Genomic DNA, 18,837 nt, shown 5'->3' with positions numbered 1-18,837 from the left:
ATTATTTCTTTTTCGGGCGTTCGAGGTCGATGCCCCATTTTTCCTGCATGAATTTTTTGTGGAATTCGAGTTTCTCCTTGAAGCGGTTCAGGTTTTTCACCTCCTTGGGGGACCAGGCGGTTTCCACGAGGGCCAGAGCGCGCGGGTAAGCCTGGTAGAAGACGCGTTCAATGTTCGGCAGGCGTTCCGCCCACAGGCAGCAGTCTACGCCGCGCACACGTTCCATTTCCTTGGCGGAGAGGCCATGGTCCGGTTCCAGAGAGTACACGTTTTCCAGCGTGTTGACGGGCATCCAGCCCGTGTCCGGCTGGCCGGAGGGCCAGTCGCCGGGAAGCTGGGGATAGTCAAAGTAGCATTTGCCGTTGGGGGCGCAGATAACGTCCACCTTGTCGCCCGTGGTGTTGGCTACCGTTTTAGGCGTGTGGCCGCCTCTCCACGTGGTTACGATTACTCCGTCCGGATATTTGCCCATGGGCTCGTACCAGAAAACAGCCGTTTTCCCGCGACTTTTCAGCATTTTGGCGCACCTAGTGAAGAATTCCACCATTTCCTTTTGCGCGGCGGCCTTTTTGTTTTCCTCACGGATACCGGCTTTCTCACGGAAGTCCGCGCATTTGGGGCATTTCATCCAGTTGTCTTCCGGCGCTTCGTCTCCGCCCAGATGCACGTATTGGGACGGGAAGATGTCTTTGAGTTCATTGAAGACGGCGTTATAGAATTTCCACACGTCCGGGTTGCCGGGGCATACCAGCGTGTAGGAGATACCCGCATTCGTGCGCACTTCCAGCTTGGGGTTCGGGAAACAGAGGAATTCCGGATAGGCGGTGCAAAGAGCCTGGTTGTGGCCGGGCACGTCTATTTCCGGGATGATTTCAATGTTCCGGGCGGCGGCGTATTTTACCAGGTCCTTAAGCTGTTCCTTGGTGTACATGCCTCCATGGGGAGTTTTGTTGCCAAAGGTTTCCTTACGCCTGGAGGCCACGCTTTCCAGCTTGGGGTATCCGGGCACCGGAAGGCGCCAGCCCTGGTCATCCGTGAGGTGGAAATGGAGTTTGTTGAATTTGTAGAAGGACATCACATCAATGAATTTTTTGACGTCCTCCACCGGCACGAAGTGGCGTGCGGTGTCCATCATCATGCTGCGCCAGCCAAACCGGGGCTTGTCTTCAATGACGCCGCAGGGTATGCCGTCCTCCTTGTATTGGGCCTGGAGCTGTTCCAGCGTGTTTTTGGCATAAAAGAGGCCCGCGCGATCGCCAGCCTGGATTTCCACGCCCTGCGGCTTGATGGTGAGCTTGTATCCCTCCGGCCCCAGGGCCTTATTGGCGGCCTGCTTGAGGATTTTGGGAGATTTACATACTCCGGAGGAAGTGCTGACTTCGACAGGTTCCGGGATGATGTGATAGGGACGGGATTCCACGCCGCCAGCGGCAAAAACGCTGCCGCTCATCACCAGCAGAAGAGGTAGGATACGCCATTTCATTGCGCACGATTCTGACGGAACCGTATTCCATCCGCAATCAAAAAAGACCAGAGGCTTACGGCATGTCCCGGAAAAGGCGCTTCCCGCCTGCACTTCCATCTTGACGGATGCCTCAAAGACAGGTTTGCTAGTCCTGCGCATGGGAGAGTCCTTTTACACACGCACTACGGAGACACCCCCCTCCGCCTTTGATTTGTCCCTCCGACCGCCTGCCTTCAGCGAGTTCCGCGGGCAGGAGAAGATCAAGGATCGCCTGATGCTGATGGTGGAAGCCGCCAAACAGCGCGACGACGTGCTGGACCACATTCTGCTGAGCGGCCCCCCTGGCCTGGGGAAGACGACGCTTGCCAATATTATCGCGAATGCCGTCGGCTGCCGCATCCATACGACGTCCGGCCCCCAGATCGAGAAGGCGGGGGACCTGGCAGGCGTGCTGACCAATCTGGAAAAAGGGGACATCCTGTTTATTGACGAGATCCACCGCCTGCATCCGGCCATTGAGGAGTACCTGTACCCGGCCATGGAGGATTTCCGGCTGGATATTATTATCGACCAGGGCCCGAACGCCCGCTCCATCCAGCTGAATCTTCCCAAGTTCACCCTGGTGGGGGCCACCACCCGCGCCGGGATGCTGACCAGCCCGCTGCGTTCCCGCTTCGGCCTCGTGAACCGGCTGGATTATTACACGCAGGAGGATTTGTGCGCGATCATCGAGCGATCCGCCGGATTGCTGAACGTTCCCGTGGAACCGGCAGGCGCGCTTCAGATCGCCCTGCGCTCCCGAGGCACGCCGCGCGTGGCCAATTCCCTGCTGCGCTGGGTGCGGGATTACGCCCAGGTACGCGGCGACGGCGTGATTACGGAGCAACTGGCGCACGATGCCCTGACCATGATCGAGATTGACGACGACGGCCTGGACGAGATGGACAAGCGCCTGCTGGAAGCCATGATTTACAAGTTTAACGGCGGTCCGGTGGGCCTGTCCTCCCTGGCCGTGGCCGTGGGGGAAGACGCTTCCACGCTGGAGGACGTGCACGAGCCTTTCCTGATCATGCAGGGGTACATCAACCGTACTCCCAGGGGACGCGTGGCAATGCCTTCCGCCTATCTCAAGATGGGGGCCACGCCGCCCGCCAACGGACAGGGATGGCTGTTGTAAGCCATCCGTTTACGGCATGGCAGGAGTCCCGTGTTTTGTGCTGGTCATCAGGCCTCCTTTCTTTTAGACTGTCCCCACATAAAACGTCAGGACGTTTTCTGTTCATCATACGCCCAAAGCTATGGCCGCAAATTCTGATATCGCCTTTAAAAGACTGCCCGTCAAGATCATCGGTACGGGCTCCTATGTTCCGGAACGCCGTCTGACCAATGCGGACCTGGAGAAGATGGTGGACACTTCCCACGAATGGATCATCGAACGCACGGGCATCGTGGAACGCCGCATCGCCGCCCCTGACGAGTACACCTCCCACATGGGGACGAAGGCCGCCCAGCGGGCGCTGGAATCCTGCGGATTGCAGCCGGAGGATATCGACCTGATCATCGTCTCCACCATTACGCCGGATACGTTCACTCCTTCCACCTCCTGCTATATCCAGGACGCCCTGGGCGCCAAGAATGCCGCCGCCTTTGACATTTCCGCCGCCTGCTCCGGCTTCCTGTTCGCCATGAAAACGGCCGTCCAGTTCCTCGGCACGGGCCAGATGAAGACGGCCCTCATCATCGCCGCGGAAAAACTTTCCACCGTCGTCAACTGGGAGGACCGCACCACCTGCGTCCTGTTCGGGGACGGCGCCGGAGCCGCCGTGCTCCAGGCTTCCACGGGAGAGGAAGGGGAAGGCTCCATCCTCGCTACGGACATCGGCACGGACGGCGCCCTGCATGACCTGCTCCAGATTCCGGGCGGCGGCTCCCGCTGCCCCACCACGGTGGAGAACGCCCACGAACGCTTGGCTACCCTCGCCATGCGCGGCAAGGAGACCTTCCGCCAGGCAGTTCCCCGCATGAAGGATTCCGCCGCCAGCGTGATTGAACGCGCCGGCCTGACGTCGGATGACATCAAGCTGATCATTCCCCACCAGGCCAACCTCCGCATCATCAATGCCGTGGCCCAGCGTCTTTCCATCCCGGAGGACAAGGTGTTCATCAATATTGAGAAATACGGCAACACTTCCGCCGCCGCCGTGGCCATCGCCTTTGACGAAGCGCGCCGCACCGGCAGGTTCGGCAAGGGGGACAACGTCGTCCTGGTCACCTTCGGCGCAGGCCTCACATGGGGCGCCGCAGCCATCCGCTGGTAATTTCCGTTATTCCATTCCAGAAACTTACATTACACATGACAACCGAACCGTACGGCAAAAAGAATCCGTTCCCCGCACCCGTCCTTTCCGTCAAGCACCTCACCGGGGAAGGCAGCCCGAAAGAAACGATCCATATTGAATACAGCCTGGACGGCGCCGGAATGGTGTACGTTGCCGGAGACGCCCTGGCCGTCATTCCCTCCAATGATTCTTCCCTGGTGGACGCCCTGATTGAAAAGCTCGGCCTCAGCCCGGATTCCCAGGTTCCCACGCCGGAGGGGGGAGCCGCCAGCCTGCGGGACGCCCTGATCAACTGCTATGACATCACCAATGTCAACAAGGCCCTGCTGACCAAATGGGCAACCGCTTCCGGCAGTCAGGAGCTGGAAACCCTGCTGGCCGGGGACAAGGACGCGCTCAGCGATTTCCTGTGGGGACGCGACGTGCTGGATCTGGCAACGGAGTATCCGGCCTCCTTTGAATCTGCGGAGGCTTTTGTCGGCATCCTGAAAAAAATCATGCCCCGCCTTTACTCCATCGCTTCCAGCCCGAACGCGCACCCGGAAGAAGTGCACCTGTGCGTGGGCGCCGTGCGCTACACGGCCCGGGACCGCAAGCGCGGCGGCGTGTGCTCCACTTACATGGCTGACCGCCTCCAGCCGGGACATACGGCCAGGGTGTTCGTACATACCAACAAGAATTTCCGCCTGCCGGAAGACGGGGATACCCCCATCATCATGGTTGGCCCCGGCACCGGCATCGCCCCCTTCCGGGCATTCTGGGAGGAACGCATCGCCTCCGGGGACAAGGGCGGCAATTGGCTGTTCTTCGGCAACCCATACAAAGCTACCGATTTCTGCTATGAAGACGAGCTGGCCAAATTGACGGCGGACGGCAGATTGAAATTGTCCGTAGCCTGGTCCCGCGACCAGGAGAAGAAGGTATACGTTCAGCATCTCATGGTCCAGGAAGGCGAAGAGCTCTGGAAATGGCTGGAAAACGGCGCCTGCTTCTACGTCTGCGGAGATGCCTCCCGCATGGCCAAGGACGTTGACGCCGCCCTTCATGAAGTTATCCAGACCTGGGGCCACAAGACTCCGGAAGAAGCTGCGGAGTACGTAGCGGACATGAAACAGCACCGCCGCTACCAGCGGGACGTGTATTAATCCGGTTGACGCTTTCTTTCCTTTTACCGCGCCTTTCCACTATCCGTGGGAAGGCGCTTTTTCTTTTTACTACGGAGAAACCGTTACCGGTAAATCCGGTTGACGCAGGGAAGAGCGGCTTGCCTTTTCTCCTCCATCCCTTTTTCCGGGTTTTCCGGACCCCTTGCGGAAAGGGAATTTACTTGCCCTATAGAAACCCCTTATACAACCCATTTACCAGGAGGGACCAGGGACGCATGCACCATCTTTCCGCCCTGTCCGCCCAGACGCACCAGCAGTTTACCCGGGCCTGGAGCTTGTCAAACGCCTTTTCCATCTCAGCCGGCTCCTCCCGCGAGCAGGCCTGCACATAAGCATTAAAACAGGGTCCCTCCAGCCATCCATGCAGCATGGAACCAATCTCTTTGAGGAGCCGGATACGGGCTTCTTTCTCCATCTTCAGCAGTCTGGGCACATGTAATTCCCGCAAAATTAAAAAGTGCACGGCAAACTGCCATTCCCTGTGCGGCATCAGTTTCCATTCCTCCAGCCGATGCGTCAGCAGGTCTTCCACGGAAATATCACGGCAAGCCTGCTCCTGCATGGCAGAGCCGGCACGCTGTACATAGATGGAGCCCACTCTTTTTCCCAAGCCAATCATCGCCGTTCTTCTCATTAACCGCATCCAGTACAGGACATCCTCTCCGTATTTCATGCCTGCTTCCCACAAGGGAAGAGAAGATGCCAGGGAGGAATTCAGAACAACGCTGCTCGTATGGATGGATAAAAGCCCTCTTAACCCCAGTTTCCTGACTACGAAGGAGCACGGTTTTCCCTTCCTGCGGGGAATGCAATCTTCCCTGTTCCATGTATATCTGGCGGCATAAACGTACACGCCGGGATGTTTCCGGAAAAAATCATATGCCATCTTCAAATGATCAGGATACCAGTAGTCATCTCCATCAAGGAACGCCACGTATTTTCCTTTGGCCGCTTTCATTCCCGTGTTTCTGGCATGCGAAGCGCCTCCATTTTCCTGGGAAATGACGTTAATTCTGGAATCCTGAAAAAATTCCACCACTTGAAGGGTGCCATCCGTCGAGCCGTCATCAACGATGATCAATTCAAAATTCTTAAATTCCTGATCCAATACGGATTGAACGGTTTTTCTCAAATAATGCTCCAGATTATAGGCGATTAAAATCACGCTGAATTCTATCCAACCATAGCGGCTATATCGGAGATTCCTGTTCTTTTCTTCCATTTTCCAGATTTAAAACTCGGTGGAGAAATACAGGATTTCTAATCCGGGTTCTTTGTCCGGATACATGAAGGTTTACCAACATGCACATTATGAGCTTTTTATACGGCTTCATGCTGCTGCACGACAGGAAGGACATTTCTTTCCAGGATTGCCTCCCCTCAACTGTCACCATTTATATTAAGTATTTTTTATTGAATCCGGATTAGAAATTCGCGGTTAAGCCATCAGTTCTCATTTTTAGTAACAAAACATAAAATGCTTTTTGCTTTCTTATCCTGATTCCTGTTTTTCCGGACAACCAAAGAAGGATGATTCCATGAAATACGGCACTTCCTTCATTTTTTCCCTACATCCCTCCGATCAATCCCTTCGGTTTGAAAAGAAGCTTCCCGGAGGCTTTCACCTATCGACAAAGATTATGCATCGCCCTTCCCTGCATGCAGTTCATCCCCCTGTGTCCCTATCTGCCAAATGACCGGTATCAAGATTTCCCCTTCTTCTTTTTCGCGCATGAATACGCATTCATCCCCTTTTTCCCATTCCACGCACTCAAACCTGCACACGCTATTCCACATGCAGCAGAGGAAGCAGCCATGCAGAACATGGTTCCATGAACACTTCACGGAGATTTTATCCAAGAGCTTTTTCCCTGCCCTGGCGGTCCCTTTCCATCCGGGGTCTTCAGGCACCCCCTACCGCACTCCACAAACGGCTCTTTTCACTTTCCTGAGCTTGAAAAAGAAGACCATGCAGAACAGATACAGTTTTTGCGGCAAGCAATGGACGATGCCCATCCATCCCGGCTTCCTTAGCGCCCACCTTCGGCGAAAGGAATAGTTCCACCAGTTCTGCTGTTGATCAATGCAACGTATCGCCTTTCTTCTCTCCTCCATTTCGGCAAGCAATTCTTCCCGCGAACGGAAAACCGGAGTGCGGCCCTTCAACAAGTCCTTACACAGTTCCAGGCCGGCTTCCTTGCTTTTCTTCAACTGGCGCCGCATCATCCGATCCCTTTTTTCAAAGGCCGCAGCCGTTTTCATGCTGGCAAACCGCGCTGCACTGTTGACGGCACAAATATTTTTGACGGCAAACCTGTAATAGTACAGGGAGACATCCGGCAATTCATAGATGCTGCCTTGCAGCCACACATGAAATCCCATCAGGTCATCTTCAAAATTGTCCGTCATCGGCAGGGAGCGCCCCCATTGGCAGGCGCTTTTCCTGATCATCATACTGCCTCCGTAATGGGCAGTGGAGGAGAAAGTCCCCTCTTGAAGCCTGATCACCGGGGCCTTTTCCGGAACAGCGGGAAACGCCGGGAATTCGAACATAACGCCGGCTTCCTCATACACGCGGGTCATCTGGCTAACGACAGCCACGGCATCCGGATGCCTTGCCACCGCCCCGGCAAACACCCTGCACCTCCAGGGGAAGGAACAATCATCCCCATCCTGGCGGAGAATCCATTCATGGGAGGCCAGCTCCACCATCTGCCGTATATGCGGCCCGCGCCCCAGAGGGGTTTCATTCCGGTTCAATACCACACGGTGCGGTCCCCGGTACTCCGCCGCCATTTCCTGCATGACTGCAAAGGTACCGTCAGATGAACCGTCATCAGACAGGATGATTTCTACCGGCCCCTCGTAATCCTGCCCGAATACGCTCCGGATGGCATCTCCAATGCAATATTCCTCATTATGCCCGGTCAGAATAATGCTGATGGAGGGGAGTTCCGGAGGATTCATGAAGAAAAGCGGCACGGAAAAGGAAATGTGAATCCCGAGATGGACTATGATCCACAGTACTTATAGATAAGGCGTCACGTTTGTACCGGATTAAGAATCCGGCGTCAACGGAAAAATCTGGGAAAAAGTTTGTTAGGGGTAATGGGGAATATAAGGATGACGGGGATAACGGGGATTAAAAAGATTCTCCTATCATCCTGATGTTCCCTATCATGTGCAACTTTTATGGCGGCGTTGATTAATCACGGATTCTTAATCCGCTATGATTTGGTCCATCAATGCGTTGATTAACAATGAAGGCGTCACGAGGGATTTTTTCCCTCCTCCATTTACCGATTGTTATTACTCCAGAATCAGCGCGAAGTCTTTCCTCCACATCCGGATTCCCGTCCAGCTCCAAAAGCGTTCCATCTCCTTCCTAAATGCAGAAGCCATTTTTCAGCGTTATTATTCCAGCCTATAACCTGGAAAAATATATTGCTGCTACCATTCAGTCGGTACTGGCTCAAATATTTCAGGATTTTGAAATTATTATCGTTGACGATGGTTCTACAGACGGAACCGTTTCTATCATCCAATCTTTTCACGACCAAAGAATTCATCTTATTTCCCAGCGCAACGGCGGCGTTTCGCGAGCACGAAATGCAGGAATGAAGAAAGCCCAAGGCCTTTATATCGCTTTTCTGGACGGGGACGATTACTGGTACCCAGAACATTTGGCGCTGGCGGCTAATTTTTTCCATCTTCATCCTGAGATATTGGTTTATTCCAACCGTCACATCCTGGACGAGTTGGCCAACATAGCGCCACGTCCCCCATCCCATTCTGTATTCATCCGGAAATTGGGGTTAAGGGGATTGCTATTCATGCACCCAAGCAATGTTATCCTGAGTTCATCTCTTGCGTTTCAACTTCCGTCCTGGGAGGAAAATATGTCCTATGGAGAAGACGGCCTGTACTGGACGCGGTGCATGAGGCAGACAGCCCTGATCGGGCTGGGAGGAACCGTCACCTCAATTTACCGGCAAAGGGCATCATCCGCCATGCATGATGTGAATTACCGGCATGTCTCCATTCATACGCTCCTTGCGCCCTTGCTGGATGAACTTGAAGCCATGAAAAAACCCACATGGCAGTTCGCCGTTCATTTCCTGATCATCAGGGAATTGCATTCCAACAGGTTGCTGGCTCTTGACGAAGAGGAAAGGATCTCCTTGCTTGGCAGAATCAGGAAGGTGACGCATCCCTCCTGAACCGGACCTATTTTGACGCCTATGCGAAGGCATGTTTTGCAAAGGAAGGAATGGAACAATCATTTACTGCGCTCATGAATAGAACCGTTTCCTTATGCGTCTGGCTGGACCGCCTGGAAAGAATGGGAAGATCCATGTTGTTTCTCAATAGAAACCAGTAACGCGGATGGGAAACGCAGATCCATTTCTTCACCTGCCATAGTCCATGCCGGACCTTTACCATGAACATCGTATACGCTACAGACGATAAGGGAGCGCTGGGAACGGGGGTAAGCATCGTTTCCCTCATGGAGAATTTACCAGCCGACGTTCATGCCGATATTTACATCATGACAGACGGTTTGAACGAGGATAATACGGCTCGTTTAAATTCTCTGCAACGGTCTTACCGCCTGAGTTTACACTTCATTGAGATGAAGGATAAATACAAGGATTTTCCTGTTGGTTCCAAGTGGTCGGCAGCGACGTATTACCGTCTTGGCCTCGCAGGGGAACTTCCCGCCACGGTGGAACGCGCCCTGTATGTAGATATTGATACCATTTTCAACCGGGATATCAGTTCCATGTATGAAACCGAGTTCGGGGATTGCCTCATCGCCGGCGTTTTCACTACGGAACATTTGACTGAGGAGTTTTTCTCACGCTGGAAACAGGAAATGAATCTGGGCAGGGATTCCATTTACATCAATGCAGGCGTTGTTCTTTATCATATTAAGAAAATTCGTGAAGAACGGTTTGAATCCCAAGTTTTATCTTATGCGAAAAGCAACATCCATCATCTCTCCTGGCAGGATCAGGATATTTTGAACGCATGTTATCAAGAACGTATTTTCTTGCTCCATCCCATGTGGAACATCTGCGACGGCGCCATTTGGTCGATCCGCTGGGAAGGAATAAAAAGCTTCGAGAATAATCCCCTAGAGCCGAAGGATTTGTTGGAAGCCGCCACCAGTCCCGGCATCATCCATTACTGGGGGCATCCCAAGCCCTGGCAACCCAATAGCCTGCGTCAGGATAACGGGCTGTTCTACAAGTATTGGAAAAAATCTCCGTGGAAAGATAAGATCCGGGATTTCCGAAAGCAAAATGATTCTGCCCGAATGTTTGTTTCCCGAATGAGATGCCTCCTGGGGAAGGGCAAACGGCTTTTGCAGGGCAAACACCAGTAGGATTGCGCCAGCTTTTCCTGCCTTTCCCGATGACCAGGAAGCAACCGATTTACAGAGCGCTTTTTTATTAAGGAACGCCAATATCAGCCATTTTTTTTCGGGATACCATCCGTATTCCTTTTTTCCTTGGTATTTCCCCGAGTCAGGAAACTGTCCACTCGGGATTTCCATGGCTGCAAATGCTTCAAATGCACGAAGCTCATGTCTTTTTCATTCCGCGGCTGATGATGATCCGAAGCCACAGCTTCAGAATTTGCCTGTCTTTCCCGCACATAAACGTTATTACGAAAGCAGAATAAGCCCATTTTTTCCTTTTGATTTTTAGCTTTGCGTACAAAGGGTTTTTCATGGAAGCCCTTTTCACGCCCAGATTCCGGTATAGTGATTTTCCGGCTTGTCCAAAAAGATCATTTTACGGATGCCTCCATTAGTTTTCCACGACCGGGTTCCACGGTGACTATTTCCGCCAACCAGTTCTGGCAGTATACGCATTCAAAGCAGACCAGAAAAGCGTGTGCAAGAATGCGTCAACGTTTTATACCTGATGACCGTATCGGCAAGTAGGGAGTATTTTAAAAATTAGTTTATTCATGAAAGTTGACACTATCAAAGGAAGTTCCTATGTAATGACTTGTACAAAAGCTTGTACAGTACATGCCGTTTTAAGTTCCAGCGTGGATCTCATGCTTGTTCTGGAAGCAGGAAAAGCGGGCCAATACGGTTTTGTGGCTCCGACGGATGCGGTAGAAATATCCGATGAAGACGCTTTTGTCATACAGATTTTTAAAACGCCGGTCCCGAGATTGTTTGTCCAGGACGGCGTTCAACCCGGAGAGGATGCCATTTTAAAAAATATGATGGCGGAGTCCGGAACCTTTGCCGGCACCGTCAACGCCAACGGAGGCGTACGCGTGCCGCTGCCTGCCACGGCCCAGGAGGCCCTGTCCTGGGACTCCATGCTCGAAGAGCAGGCCAGACGGGAATGGCTCCTGGTGCGCAGCGCCTCCTATGCCGCCGTTCCGCCATGGGTGGCATTGCTGGCGCGCATGCAATCCCTCAGCATTTACAAGTATTCCAGCGCCAATGCATCCGTCAAGGAAGGCATCATTGAAAATGAACTATATGACCATGTCATTAGAATGACTCCCGCCTCCGGCATTTCCTTGCTGGGGGTGGGCACCAAGCCCTGGAAATTTGCTCATTCACTGGGAACCTACAAAGATTCCAGTTTTGCGGCGGCGGCGGCATGGTGCATTACGGGGGCGGACAAGGCGTCCATCATGCTGGGAAGCACCACACATGGCTATGGATGCACCACAAACCCGTCCTCGCCATGCTATGCGCATCCCATTCACTGGTGCAATTATGACCATGCCGGAACAGGGCAGGATTACAGGTTTCCTCTGCTCAATTCCGTTAATAATTACAACGGTTATGATATGACGCCCGCGTGGCAGGCGACTTTATACGGCAAGTCTTACCTGGGCAGTTCTGCATCCTGCTTGATTCGCGGCACGGATTACGGGCGCGGCAACGGGGAAGCCCGGTATGTGTGGGCGCTGGTCCCAGACGCCACCTATCTTGCCGTAGCAATGGCGCCCCGGCATGCGGCAGACCATCCCTACGTTGAAAACAGGTGGGAGTTGTTCGTCGACGGGCAATACGTCATGCCCATGACAGCGCGGTTCTGCGGCGGCGGCCATACGGCTGTATTGTCAGCAACAGTCAAAGCCCATGAAGTGGCCAGCGCGCAGGAGACAGGGTTGAGAATGGCCGGAATGCGGGTGAACACGGGCAGCCTGCCCGGCAGCACGGCGGCCAGGGATATCCTGGGGAAGGTGGTCATGGACGGAGTGGCGGTCAAGCCCGTGCCGGAGGTGACGGCTTCCGCGCTGGAGGTGGGAGCGGAAGGCGATGAAGTAACGCTGACGGTATCCTCCACGCTGGCGGAGGCTGTGTACGCCATTAACGACACGATGTGCGGGCATGACCCCGCCGCCGTATGGTGCAGCCAATCCGCGGAGCAGATACCAGCCGGCGGCGGCCAAATCACCCTGACGCTTGCCCCCAACACGACCGGGCAACCCCGGCAAGTGTGGGTTTTTGTCGGCCACCACTATGCCCAGACTGCTGTCGTAGAAATCAACCAGTTACCCTGAATATATGAATAAAAAAGAGTTGCACTTATTTTTCCTGCCAAGGAAGTAAAAAATCCTTATAATGCCCCATAGGGAACGCTTACTTTTTCCTCTTCCAGAGCAGCCGCGTCCCCGCTATTGCCAGTCCACGATGTACCATGCCACGCATGCCTTTCGTACAGCAATACATTAAAAGAATCGTTATGACGCCATAGGAAACAACCATCAGGAAGGCGCAGGCAAACCAGTTCAGGAAAGACCCGGAGGGTTGCAAGGGGGAATATTTCCAAATCCAGTTCATCAGCACCATAGGTATCAGAATCAGCGCCAGCTGGTAACCGAATTGGAGCCAGTAATTCATCACGTTCTTTCTGAATCCCCAAGTGTACAGCATGAAGGGTTTCCAAATGCCAACAATAAGCACCAGGCTGGAAATACCCCCCAGAAGAATGCCGGGCAATCCCCATAGGTAACCTCCGATAATTGCTACGGAAATGTTGATCACGCTTTCTACAATGGGCGCCCAGACATCCCAGAACAGGCCGTAGCCGTATAAAAATTGATCCACTGCACCCCGCGTGACAGTGATGAACAGGTTGATGATGATCAGGATCATGATTTCCCGGGGGAGGATGTAGCCCGCTCCCAGCCAAAGCGTGATGAATGGCTCCAGAAGCTGGTAAAGGGTAAAGCAGATTGTCCCGGCTATCAGCATGCGCAGGGAAAATAATTCATTGAACACCTTGCGGATTTTTTCCGCATTCCCCTCCGCGATCAGATTTCCCACGCTGGCTTCCGTGCTCCCCAGCAGGTTGTTGACCAGGAGGAACAGTTTATCCATGATGGTGGAATAGTTGCCATAGTAGGCCACCATCTGCAGGGAAACAAATGCATAAACCAGAAACGGCGTGACCTGGAACTGGAAAAAATAACCCAGCCGATGTACAAAGAGCTGCCTGGTATATTTAATAACCTCAGGGTATTTCCTGAACAGTTCCTTTCCCAGAGCCACATTGCTTTTCAACCAGGGATATACCTGATTAATTTTCCAGTTAAGGATGAAGGAATAAATAATGCCGAACAGCAGTTCTATCATTATCCATAGATAATAGCTGCCCGTATACCACGCAGATAATATCTGGCATAAAATTTTGATTATGGAGGCCGTCTGGAAATAGAAGGCCACCACGTAATTCCTCTGGTCCGCCCCCAGGAGAGTCTGCCTGTAGTTGGCGAAGTACCCAATCAGGGAAGAGGCGAGAAAAGAATAATAAGCAAAATAGATGATTCCATAGGAAAACCCCGTTGAAGGGAAGATCAGCGGCAGAAAACAGGAAAGCAGCAATCCGGCGGCAATAATGATGCGCCCTATCCACCGGTACATGTAACCCAGAACAGAAATAATTTCATTAATTCTGGCCTCATCATGTTCAAAAATAGGTTTATAAAGCACATATCCGATAGCCGTGCTTATGCCAAGCTCCGCCAAATTAAGAAAATTCAGCAGATTCATTAAAGTTCCCGTCAAACCGACGAAATCAGCGCCCAGGCAATTCAGGAAAACTTTTCTTGAAAAAAATGAAATGATGAGAATCAGAACATAAAAAATGAGGTTCACCCGGGCATTCAACAGGCTTTTTTTTACGCGAGACTCCTTCATACCATTTATTCCATGGACTTATCCTCTCTTCACGAGAAAACAAAAAATACAGAAATCATTCATACCCGGTTTCATTTATCCGGCTGGTAAAATACAAACAGGATATTCTGCCAGTCATACGGCCATGAAAAGCGGCATTAATCTAGCACAACATTCCACTGCATCAACATCTTTTTATCCATAAGCCACAACCTGCTCCATACCAGTTATCCAACATTGTTCCATAAAGCATTCTTGTTTTATTTCCCTCTTTCATCTATATTACCGCCCGTGAGCAAAGGAAGGATTCTGATTGCCGCCTATGCCTTCCCTCCCGGAGAAGGAGGCGTGGGTATGGCGGCCTATGAAATGGCGCACAGCCTGGGCTCCAGAGGCTGGGACATTCACGTTCTCACCCGCCAGCAGGATTTGCCGGAGGATCCTTCCCGCACAAGATGCTGCCCCATCACGGCCCTGCCGGATTCCCTGACGGACGACACCAACCGCTTGAAGGAGTACCTGGACGCTTTTTTAAAAGATATCCAGCCGGATTTTATCGTTTACCATTCCTGGTCGGGCTGGTGCCGGAAGGAATTGCTGGCATGCGCACGGGAAAAGCGCCTTCCCTTTTTTCTGCGTTCCCACGGCATGCCCACCAACCTCCGTTCCTATTTCCGCGTGGACTACCCTCCTTTTTTCGGCATGAAAAAATGGCTCTGCTCCTTTTTCCAAATACGCAGGGGCATTCTGAACGTACACCGGGAATCCCCGTTAAACCGCCTTGTTTTCCTTGACTCCTATGGAACGCCCTTCAAAGGGTTCGATTATTACTACTGCTCCAAACTGAATCTTTCCCGTTACGTCTGCATTCCCAACACGTTTCCGGCGCTGAAACAAGCCGTTCCTTTCTTCCGGGAAAAATACGGATTGTCCCACGCTCCCGTTTTCACGTGTCCCGCCAGCGCCTGCAACACGAAGCGGCAGCTTCTGTTTATTCGCCATGTAAAGCAAACCAAGCTGGACAACATCGTTTTCCTTTTCCTTGTTCCGCAACGCAATTCCTACGCTGAGCAAATGGAGCAGGCTATTGGGGACGATCCCAGATTCAGGATTCTTTACAATCTTCCCCGTCCGGAGGTGGAAGCCGCCATTATGGAGAGCGCCGCCGTTTTCCTTTACTCCTATCAGGAGCAGCAGCCGCTTTGCATTCTGGAGGCCATGTCGTGCGGCATCCCATGGTTTGCTCCCGATGTGGGAGCCGTTTCCACCCTGAAGGGAGGCATCATCCTGAAAAAAACATCCTCCGCCACATTGGAAAAAACCGTGGGGGCTCTGACGGACGAAAAATTCCGGGAGCGCCGGGGGCAGGAGGGGCTGCGGCAATGGCAGGAACAGTATGACCCATCAGTCGTATATCAACAATGGGAAGACCTGCTCAGCTCCATTGCCTCCTCCCGTACCCCAAAGCAGAAGGATTGAATTGATTCCATGGGATGAATTCGGCCCCGGCTATTTTCCTCACGAACGTTATCCCACGGTAAAACGCCTTCTCACCATTTTCATCATTGCATTTTCCGGACCAGCCAAGTTTCTCAGTTATGAGAATTTTCGCGTTAAAATTTTTCAATAGGAGATTGCGGAGACCAAGTCTCCCGTTTTAAAGAAAGACCATCATTGTATCAGTTTAAAAAAGGGATTCCAGATAGAAAACAGACACAATCTTTTTTTCATCTTGCTCGCAGCCAAGGCGCTCATCATCATACTTGCGCATTTTCTGGACTTTTCAATTCGTCCGCGTTATTAATAGTCCTTGCTGTTTTTATATGGAAAATCGGTCATCTCTTCCTGTTATCGCCATTTTGGCAAACATGCCTTTGGGACGCTTGCTTCCTGAAGAGTTTCAAGATCAAGACCACACCTTGATTCCATGGATTTATGCTTTTTTCTGCGATCTGGCTCATCAAAAACGCTATGAAATTCATTGGATTACTCTCAAAAAATATGTAAAGGCCCATACCGTCCGGCAACTGAAAGGCCAGACCATTCACATTCTGCCTGATCCAAGTTTGGCTCTGGGACTTTTAAGCGGGCATTTTCTTGCCTCTAAAAGAATACGCCTTCTTCTCCATTCCCTGAAACCAGCCCTGGTCCATGCATGGGGCATTGAATTTCCATATGCCAAGGCATGCATGAACCAGCCGTATTCCCGATTATTATCATACCAGGGGGCCCTGCATGCCTATTGCCGGGAAAGTAAAATGCCCTTTCTGGCGCACCTTCAAGCATTCTGGGAAAAACGAACAACTCCGGCATACCAGCATATTACATGTGAATCACCATGGGCTGCGGAATGTGTCCGGAAACTCAACCCGGCAGCCTCCATCCATCTTATCGACTACGGCATTGAGTCCGAGTTCCAGGAAAAGAAACGCGCTCCCAGTACACGGCCATCCTGCCTGTTCGCAGGATCACTGAACGAACGTAAAGGTCTTCCCTTTCTGATTGAAGCCTTTAAAGATCCCTCCCTGGCGCATGTAGACCTTTATATTGCAGGAAACGGGAAACTACGCACCAAGCTAAATTCCGGATGCCCTCCCAATATCCATTGGCTTGGAGAACTATCCAGGATGCAACTCAGGCAGCAGATGGAAACGGCCTGGTGCCTGTTACTTCCAACTCTGGCCGATACAGGACCCACCATTGTCAAGGAAGCCCGCTGTATGGAATTACCGGTTATCACTACGGTCAATGCCGGGAGCAAACAATACGTCAAAGACGGCAAATCGGGATACATCCTCCCAGTCAAAGACAGCGAAGCCATTCGCCAAGCCGTCCTTGCCGTGACGGAATCCCTGGATAAATCCATTGCCATGGGAAAATACGGAATAGAGGAAATAAAAAGGAAGCTCAGTATTCAAACTACTTCCCAAGACTTTATGGACGTCTATGGCTCGCTGCTGGAGATGAAAGAGAAAAAAGACACGGCTTCCTGACAGGCAGGTTTTTCTTTTACCTCCGGAGCTTCCAAAGAAAACCTGTTTTCGCCTTTCTTCCCATGATAAAAAAGCTCATTATTCAGTTCCTTTCAAAGATAGGCTGCCTGCTGCTCAAGCTCCGGGGAGTGCGTACCGGAACGGGCGTCATCCTGTCCGGCCTGCCCCGGATTAAAAAATTCCCGGGGGCTTGCATCACCATCGGCAACGGCGTCACCATCCACTCCATGGCGCGGATGAATCCGGTCCTTTCCCACCATGCCTGCCTGGCGGCCCTTTCCAATGAAGCCCGCATCAGCGTGGAGGACGGCTGCGGCATCAGCGGAGCCACCCTGGTTTGCGTCAACGGCATCCACATCGGGCGCCATACGCTGATAGGCGCAGACACGCTGATTCTGGACAACGACATGCACTATCCCCGGAGCGGCGCCAGCTGGGGCAGCACATGGGGAAATCCCGGGCACGGCAAGCCCATTCACATCGGAGAAGGCTGTTTCATCGGAGCCAGGGCCATTATCCTGAAAGGCGTCACCATCGGTTCCGGAGCCGTGGTAGCCGCCGGAGCCGTCGTCACCAGGGATGTGCCTTCCGGCTGTCTCGCGATCGGCAATCCCGCAGAAAACAAGCCGCTGCCCGAACGCCTCAGGCATCCGGAAAAATCCTGACTGCGCCATGCTCGGCATTTCTACTACAGGCCTTCCCGCCACGCTGTTCCTTGCCGGCCCCACCGGGTCGGGAAAATCCGCCGTGGCCGTGGAACTGGCGGAAATGCTGGGTGCAGAAATCGTCGGTTCGGACGCCTACCAGGTGTACCGTGAGCTTCCCATTCTAACGGCGGCTCCCTCCCCGGAAGACCGGGCACGCGTTCCCCACCACATGGTATCCATCATTCCGGCCCGGATGCCCTGGGACGCCACGGAACACTACCACCGCGCCATGCGGTGCGTGAAGGATATCCATGCCCGCGGAAAAACGGCCATCGTCACGGGCGGCTCCGGACTGTACTTCAAATTCCTCTCCCACGGCATGTCGGAAGCGCCGCCGGGGGATGCCGCCCTCCGCGCCGCTTTTGCGGACTGTTCCACGGAAGAATTGTACGCCAGGCTGGCTTCCCTGGACCCGGAAGGCGCAGCCCTGACCAACTCTTCCAACCGGCGGTATGTGGAACGCAACCTGGAAATCGTCCTTGCCGGAGGAAAACCCCTTTCCTTCTGGAAGCGGAACTGGCTGAAGCCGCCCCTGGGGCCCGGCTGGGTCATCACCAGGGAAGTTCCGGAACTGGACGGGAGAATCGCCCTCCGCGCCGCACGCATGATGCAGGAGGGGGCCGTGGAGGAAGCAGCCGCCCTGGGCCCCTGCTCCGCCACGGCGGAACGCACCCTAGGCCTGGCGTTGATACGCAGCCTGCTGCGCGGGGAAATCACCCGTGAAACCTGTCAGAGCCAGCTGGCGCTCGCCACCCGGCAATACGCCAAACGCCAGCGTACCTGGTTGAAACGGGAGCAATGGCTCCGGGAACTTCCGGCTGCCCCCTCCGCCTCCCCCCGGGAGCTGGCGAAATGCATCATACGGGAGCTGGAGCATTAGCCCCCTCCTAGGACGGTAAACATCCGGAAAACCGCCCGTTTCTTCCCCCGGCAAACTGTATCTAACATATTTTTGGATGCATTGACATTAAAAGGGGCGGAAGACTATCATGAGCATAACT

General features: G+C 53.1%; 15 protein-coding genes. 11 read left to right on the top strand and 4 right to left on the bottom strand.

Annotation, left to right across the window (positions count from 1 at the left end; translation table 11 throughout):
- Window position 1: 1 nt before the first annotated feature.
- Window positions 2-1,483: a beta-N-acetylhexosaminidase gene (locus HJW02_RS07505; protein ID WP_180970919.1), complete on the bottom strand. Its 1,482-nt coding sequence runs from the start codon at window positions 1,481-1,483 to the stop codon at window positions 2-4.
- A gap of 139 nt (window positions 1,484-1,622) precedes the next feature.
- On the opposite strand from HJW02_RS07505, the gene ruvB reads away from it, so the two are divergent.
- From ruvB to HJW02_RS07490, 3 genes are all read left to right on the top strand, one after another.
- Window positions 1,623-2,642, top strand: coding sequence for a Holliday junction branch migration DNA helicase RuvB (gene ruvB, locus HJW02_RS07500; protein ID WP_102722126.1), 1,020 nt, complete (start codon window positions 1,623-1,625; stop codon window positions 2,640-2,642).
- 121 nt (window positions 2,643-2,763) lie between these two features.
- Complete coding sequence (locus HJW02_RS07495) at window positions 2,764-3,783, top strand: beta-ketoacyl-ACP synthase III (RefSeq protein WP_022397682.1); 1,020 nt, start codon at window positions 2,764-2,766, stop codon at window positions 3,781-3,783.
- 35 nt (window positions 3,784-3,818) lie between these two features.
- Window positions 3,819-4,949 carry a sulfite reductase subunit alpha gene (locus tag HJW02_RS07490; RefSeq protein WP_180970920.1) on the top strand — a complete coding sequence of 377 codons (1,131 nt, stop codon included), beginning with the start codon at window positions 3,819-3,821 and terminating at the stop codon, window positions 4,947-4,949.
- 187 nt (window positions 4,950-5,136) lie between these two features.
- Here the strand turns inward: HJW02_RS07490 and HJW02_RS07485 are convergent, their stop codons facing one another.
- Complete coding sequence (locus HJW02_RS07485) at window positions 5,137-6,135, bottom strand: glycosyltransferase family 2 protein (RefSeq protein WP_180970921.1); 999 nt, start codon at window positions 6,133-6,135, stop codon at window positions 5,137-5,139.
- A 494-nt stretch (window positions 6,136-6,629) separates the two neighbouring features.
- Here HJW02_RS07485 and HJW02_RS07480 point away from each other — a divergent pair, with 494 nt between their 5' ends.
- Window positions 6,630-6,806: a hypothetical protein gene (locus HJW02_RS07480; RefSeq protein ID WP_156340794.1), complete on the top strand. Its 177-nt coding sequence runs from the start codon at window positions 6,630-6,632 to the stop codon at window positions 6,804-6,806.
- Window positions 6,807-6,884: 78 nt separating this feature from the next.
- Here HJW02_RS07480 and HJW02_RS07475 read toward each other — a convergent pair whose 3' ends face one another.
- Window positions 6,885-7,937 (bottom strand): glycosyltransferase family A protein, encoded by a 1,053-nt coding sequence (locus tag HJW02_RS07475; RefSeq protein ID WP_146018114.1) that lies wholly within the window; start codon window positions 7,935-7,937, stop codon window positions 6,885-6,887.
- Between the two features lie 422 nt (window positions 7,938-8,359).
- Between HJW02_RS07475 and HJW02_RS07470 the strand changes: the two genes are divergently transcribed.
- From HJW02_RS07470 to HJW02_RS07460, 3 genes are all read left to right on the top strand, one after another.
- Entirely contained in the window at window positions 8,360-9,190 is an 831-nt protein-coding gene (locus tag HJW02_RS07470; RefSeq protein ID WP_208050622.1) for a glycosyltransferase, read from the top strand.
- Between the two features lie 221 nt (window positions 9,191-9,411).
- Window positions 9,412-10,359 carry a glycosyltransferase family 8 protein gene (locus HJW02_RS07465; protein ID WP_102722120.1) on the top strand — a complete coding sequence of 316 codons (948 nt, stop codon included), beginning with the start codon at window positions 9,412-9,414 and terminating at the stop codon, window positions 10,357-10,359.
- A gap of 854 nt (window positions 10,360-11,213) precedes the next feature.
- Window positions 11,214-12,518: a BACON domain-containing protein gene (locus HJW02_RS07460; RefSeq protein WP_146018115.1), complete on the top strand. Its 1,305-nt coding sequence runs from the start codon at window positions 11,214-11,216 to the stop codon at window positions 12,516-12,518.
- A 79-nt stretch (window positions 12,519-12,597) separates the two neighbouring features.
- On the opposite strand, the gene HJW02_RS07455 is transcribed toward HJW02_RS07460, so the two are convergent.
- The gene (locus HJW02_RS07455; protein WP_022397692.1) at window positions 12,598-14,157 is read right to left on the bottom strand and encodes a flippase; all 1,560 of its coding nucleotides are present in this window, start codon (window positions 14,155-14,157) and stop codon (window positions 12,598-12,600) included.
- Window positions 14,158-14,427: 270 nt separating this feature from the next.
- On the opposite strand from HJW02_RS07455, the gene HJW02_RS07450 reads away from it, so the two are divergent.
- The 4 genes from HJW02_RS07450 to miaA all read left to right on the top strand — a co-directional run bounded on the left by HJW02_RS07450 (window position 14,428) and on the right by miaA (window position 18,716).
- Window positions 14,428-15,615 (top strand): glycosyltransferase family 4 protein, encoded by a 1,188-nt coding sequence (locus HJW02_RS07450; RefSeq protein ID WP_102733093.1) that lies wholly within the window; start codon window positions 14,428-14,430, stop codon window positions 15,613-15,615.
- 344 nt (window positions 15,616-15,959) lie between these two features.
- Complete coding sequence (locus HJW02_RS07445; protein ID WP_102722117.1) at window positions 15,960-17,129, top strand: glycosyltransferase family 4 protein; 1,170 nt, start codon at window positions 15,960-15,962, stop codon at window positions 17,127-17,129.
- A gap of 62 nt (window positions 17,130-17,191) precedes the next feature.
- A complete protein-coding gene (locus tag HJW02_RS14025) occupies window positions 17,192-17,794 on the top strand; it encodes a DapH/DapD/GlmU-related protein (RefSeq protein ID WP_102722116.1) in 603 nt (200 codons plus the stop codon).
- A gap of 7 nt (window positions 17,795-17,801) precedes the next feature.
- Window positions 17,802-18,716 carry a tRNA (adenosine(37)-N6)-dimethylallyltransferase MiaA gene (gene miaA, locus HJW02_RS07435; RefSeq protein WP_180970922.1) on the top strand — a complete coding sequence of 305 codons (915 nt, stop codon included), beginning with the start codon at window positions 17,802-17,804 and terminating at the stop codon, window positions 18,714-18,716.
- The last annotated feature ends 121 nt before the right edge of the window (window positions 18,717-18,837 follow it).

The organism is Akkermansia sp. GGCC_0220 (assembly GCF_017566105.1).
Lineage (GTDB): Bacteria > Verrucomicrobiota > Verrucomicrobiia > Verrucomicrobiales > Akkermansiaceae > Akkermansia > Akkermansia massiliensis.
Note: the sequence above shows the minus strand (reverse complement) of the source record. Positions and strands in the feature narration are given on the sequence as shown.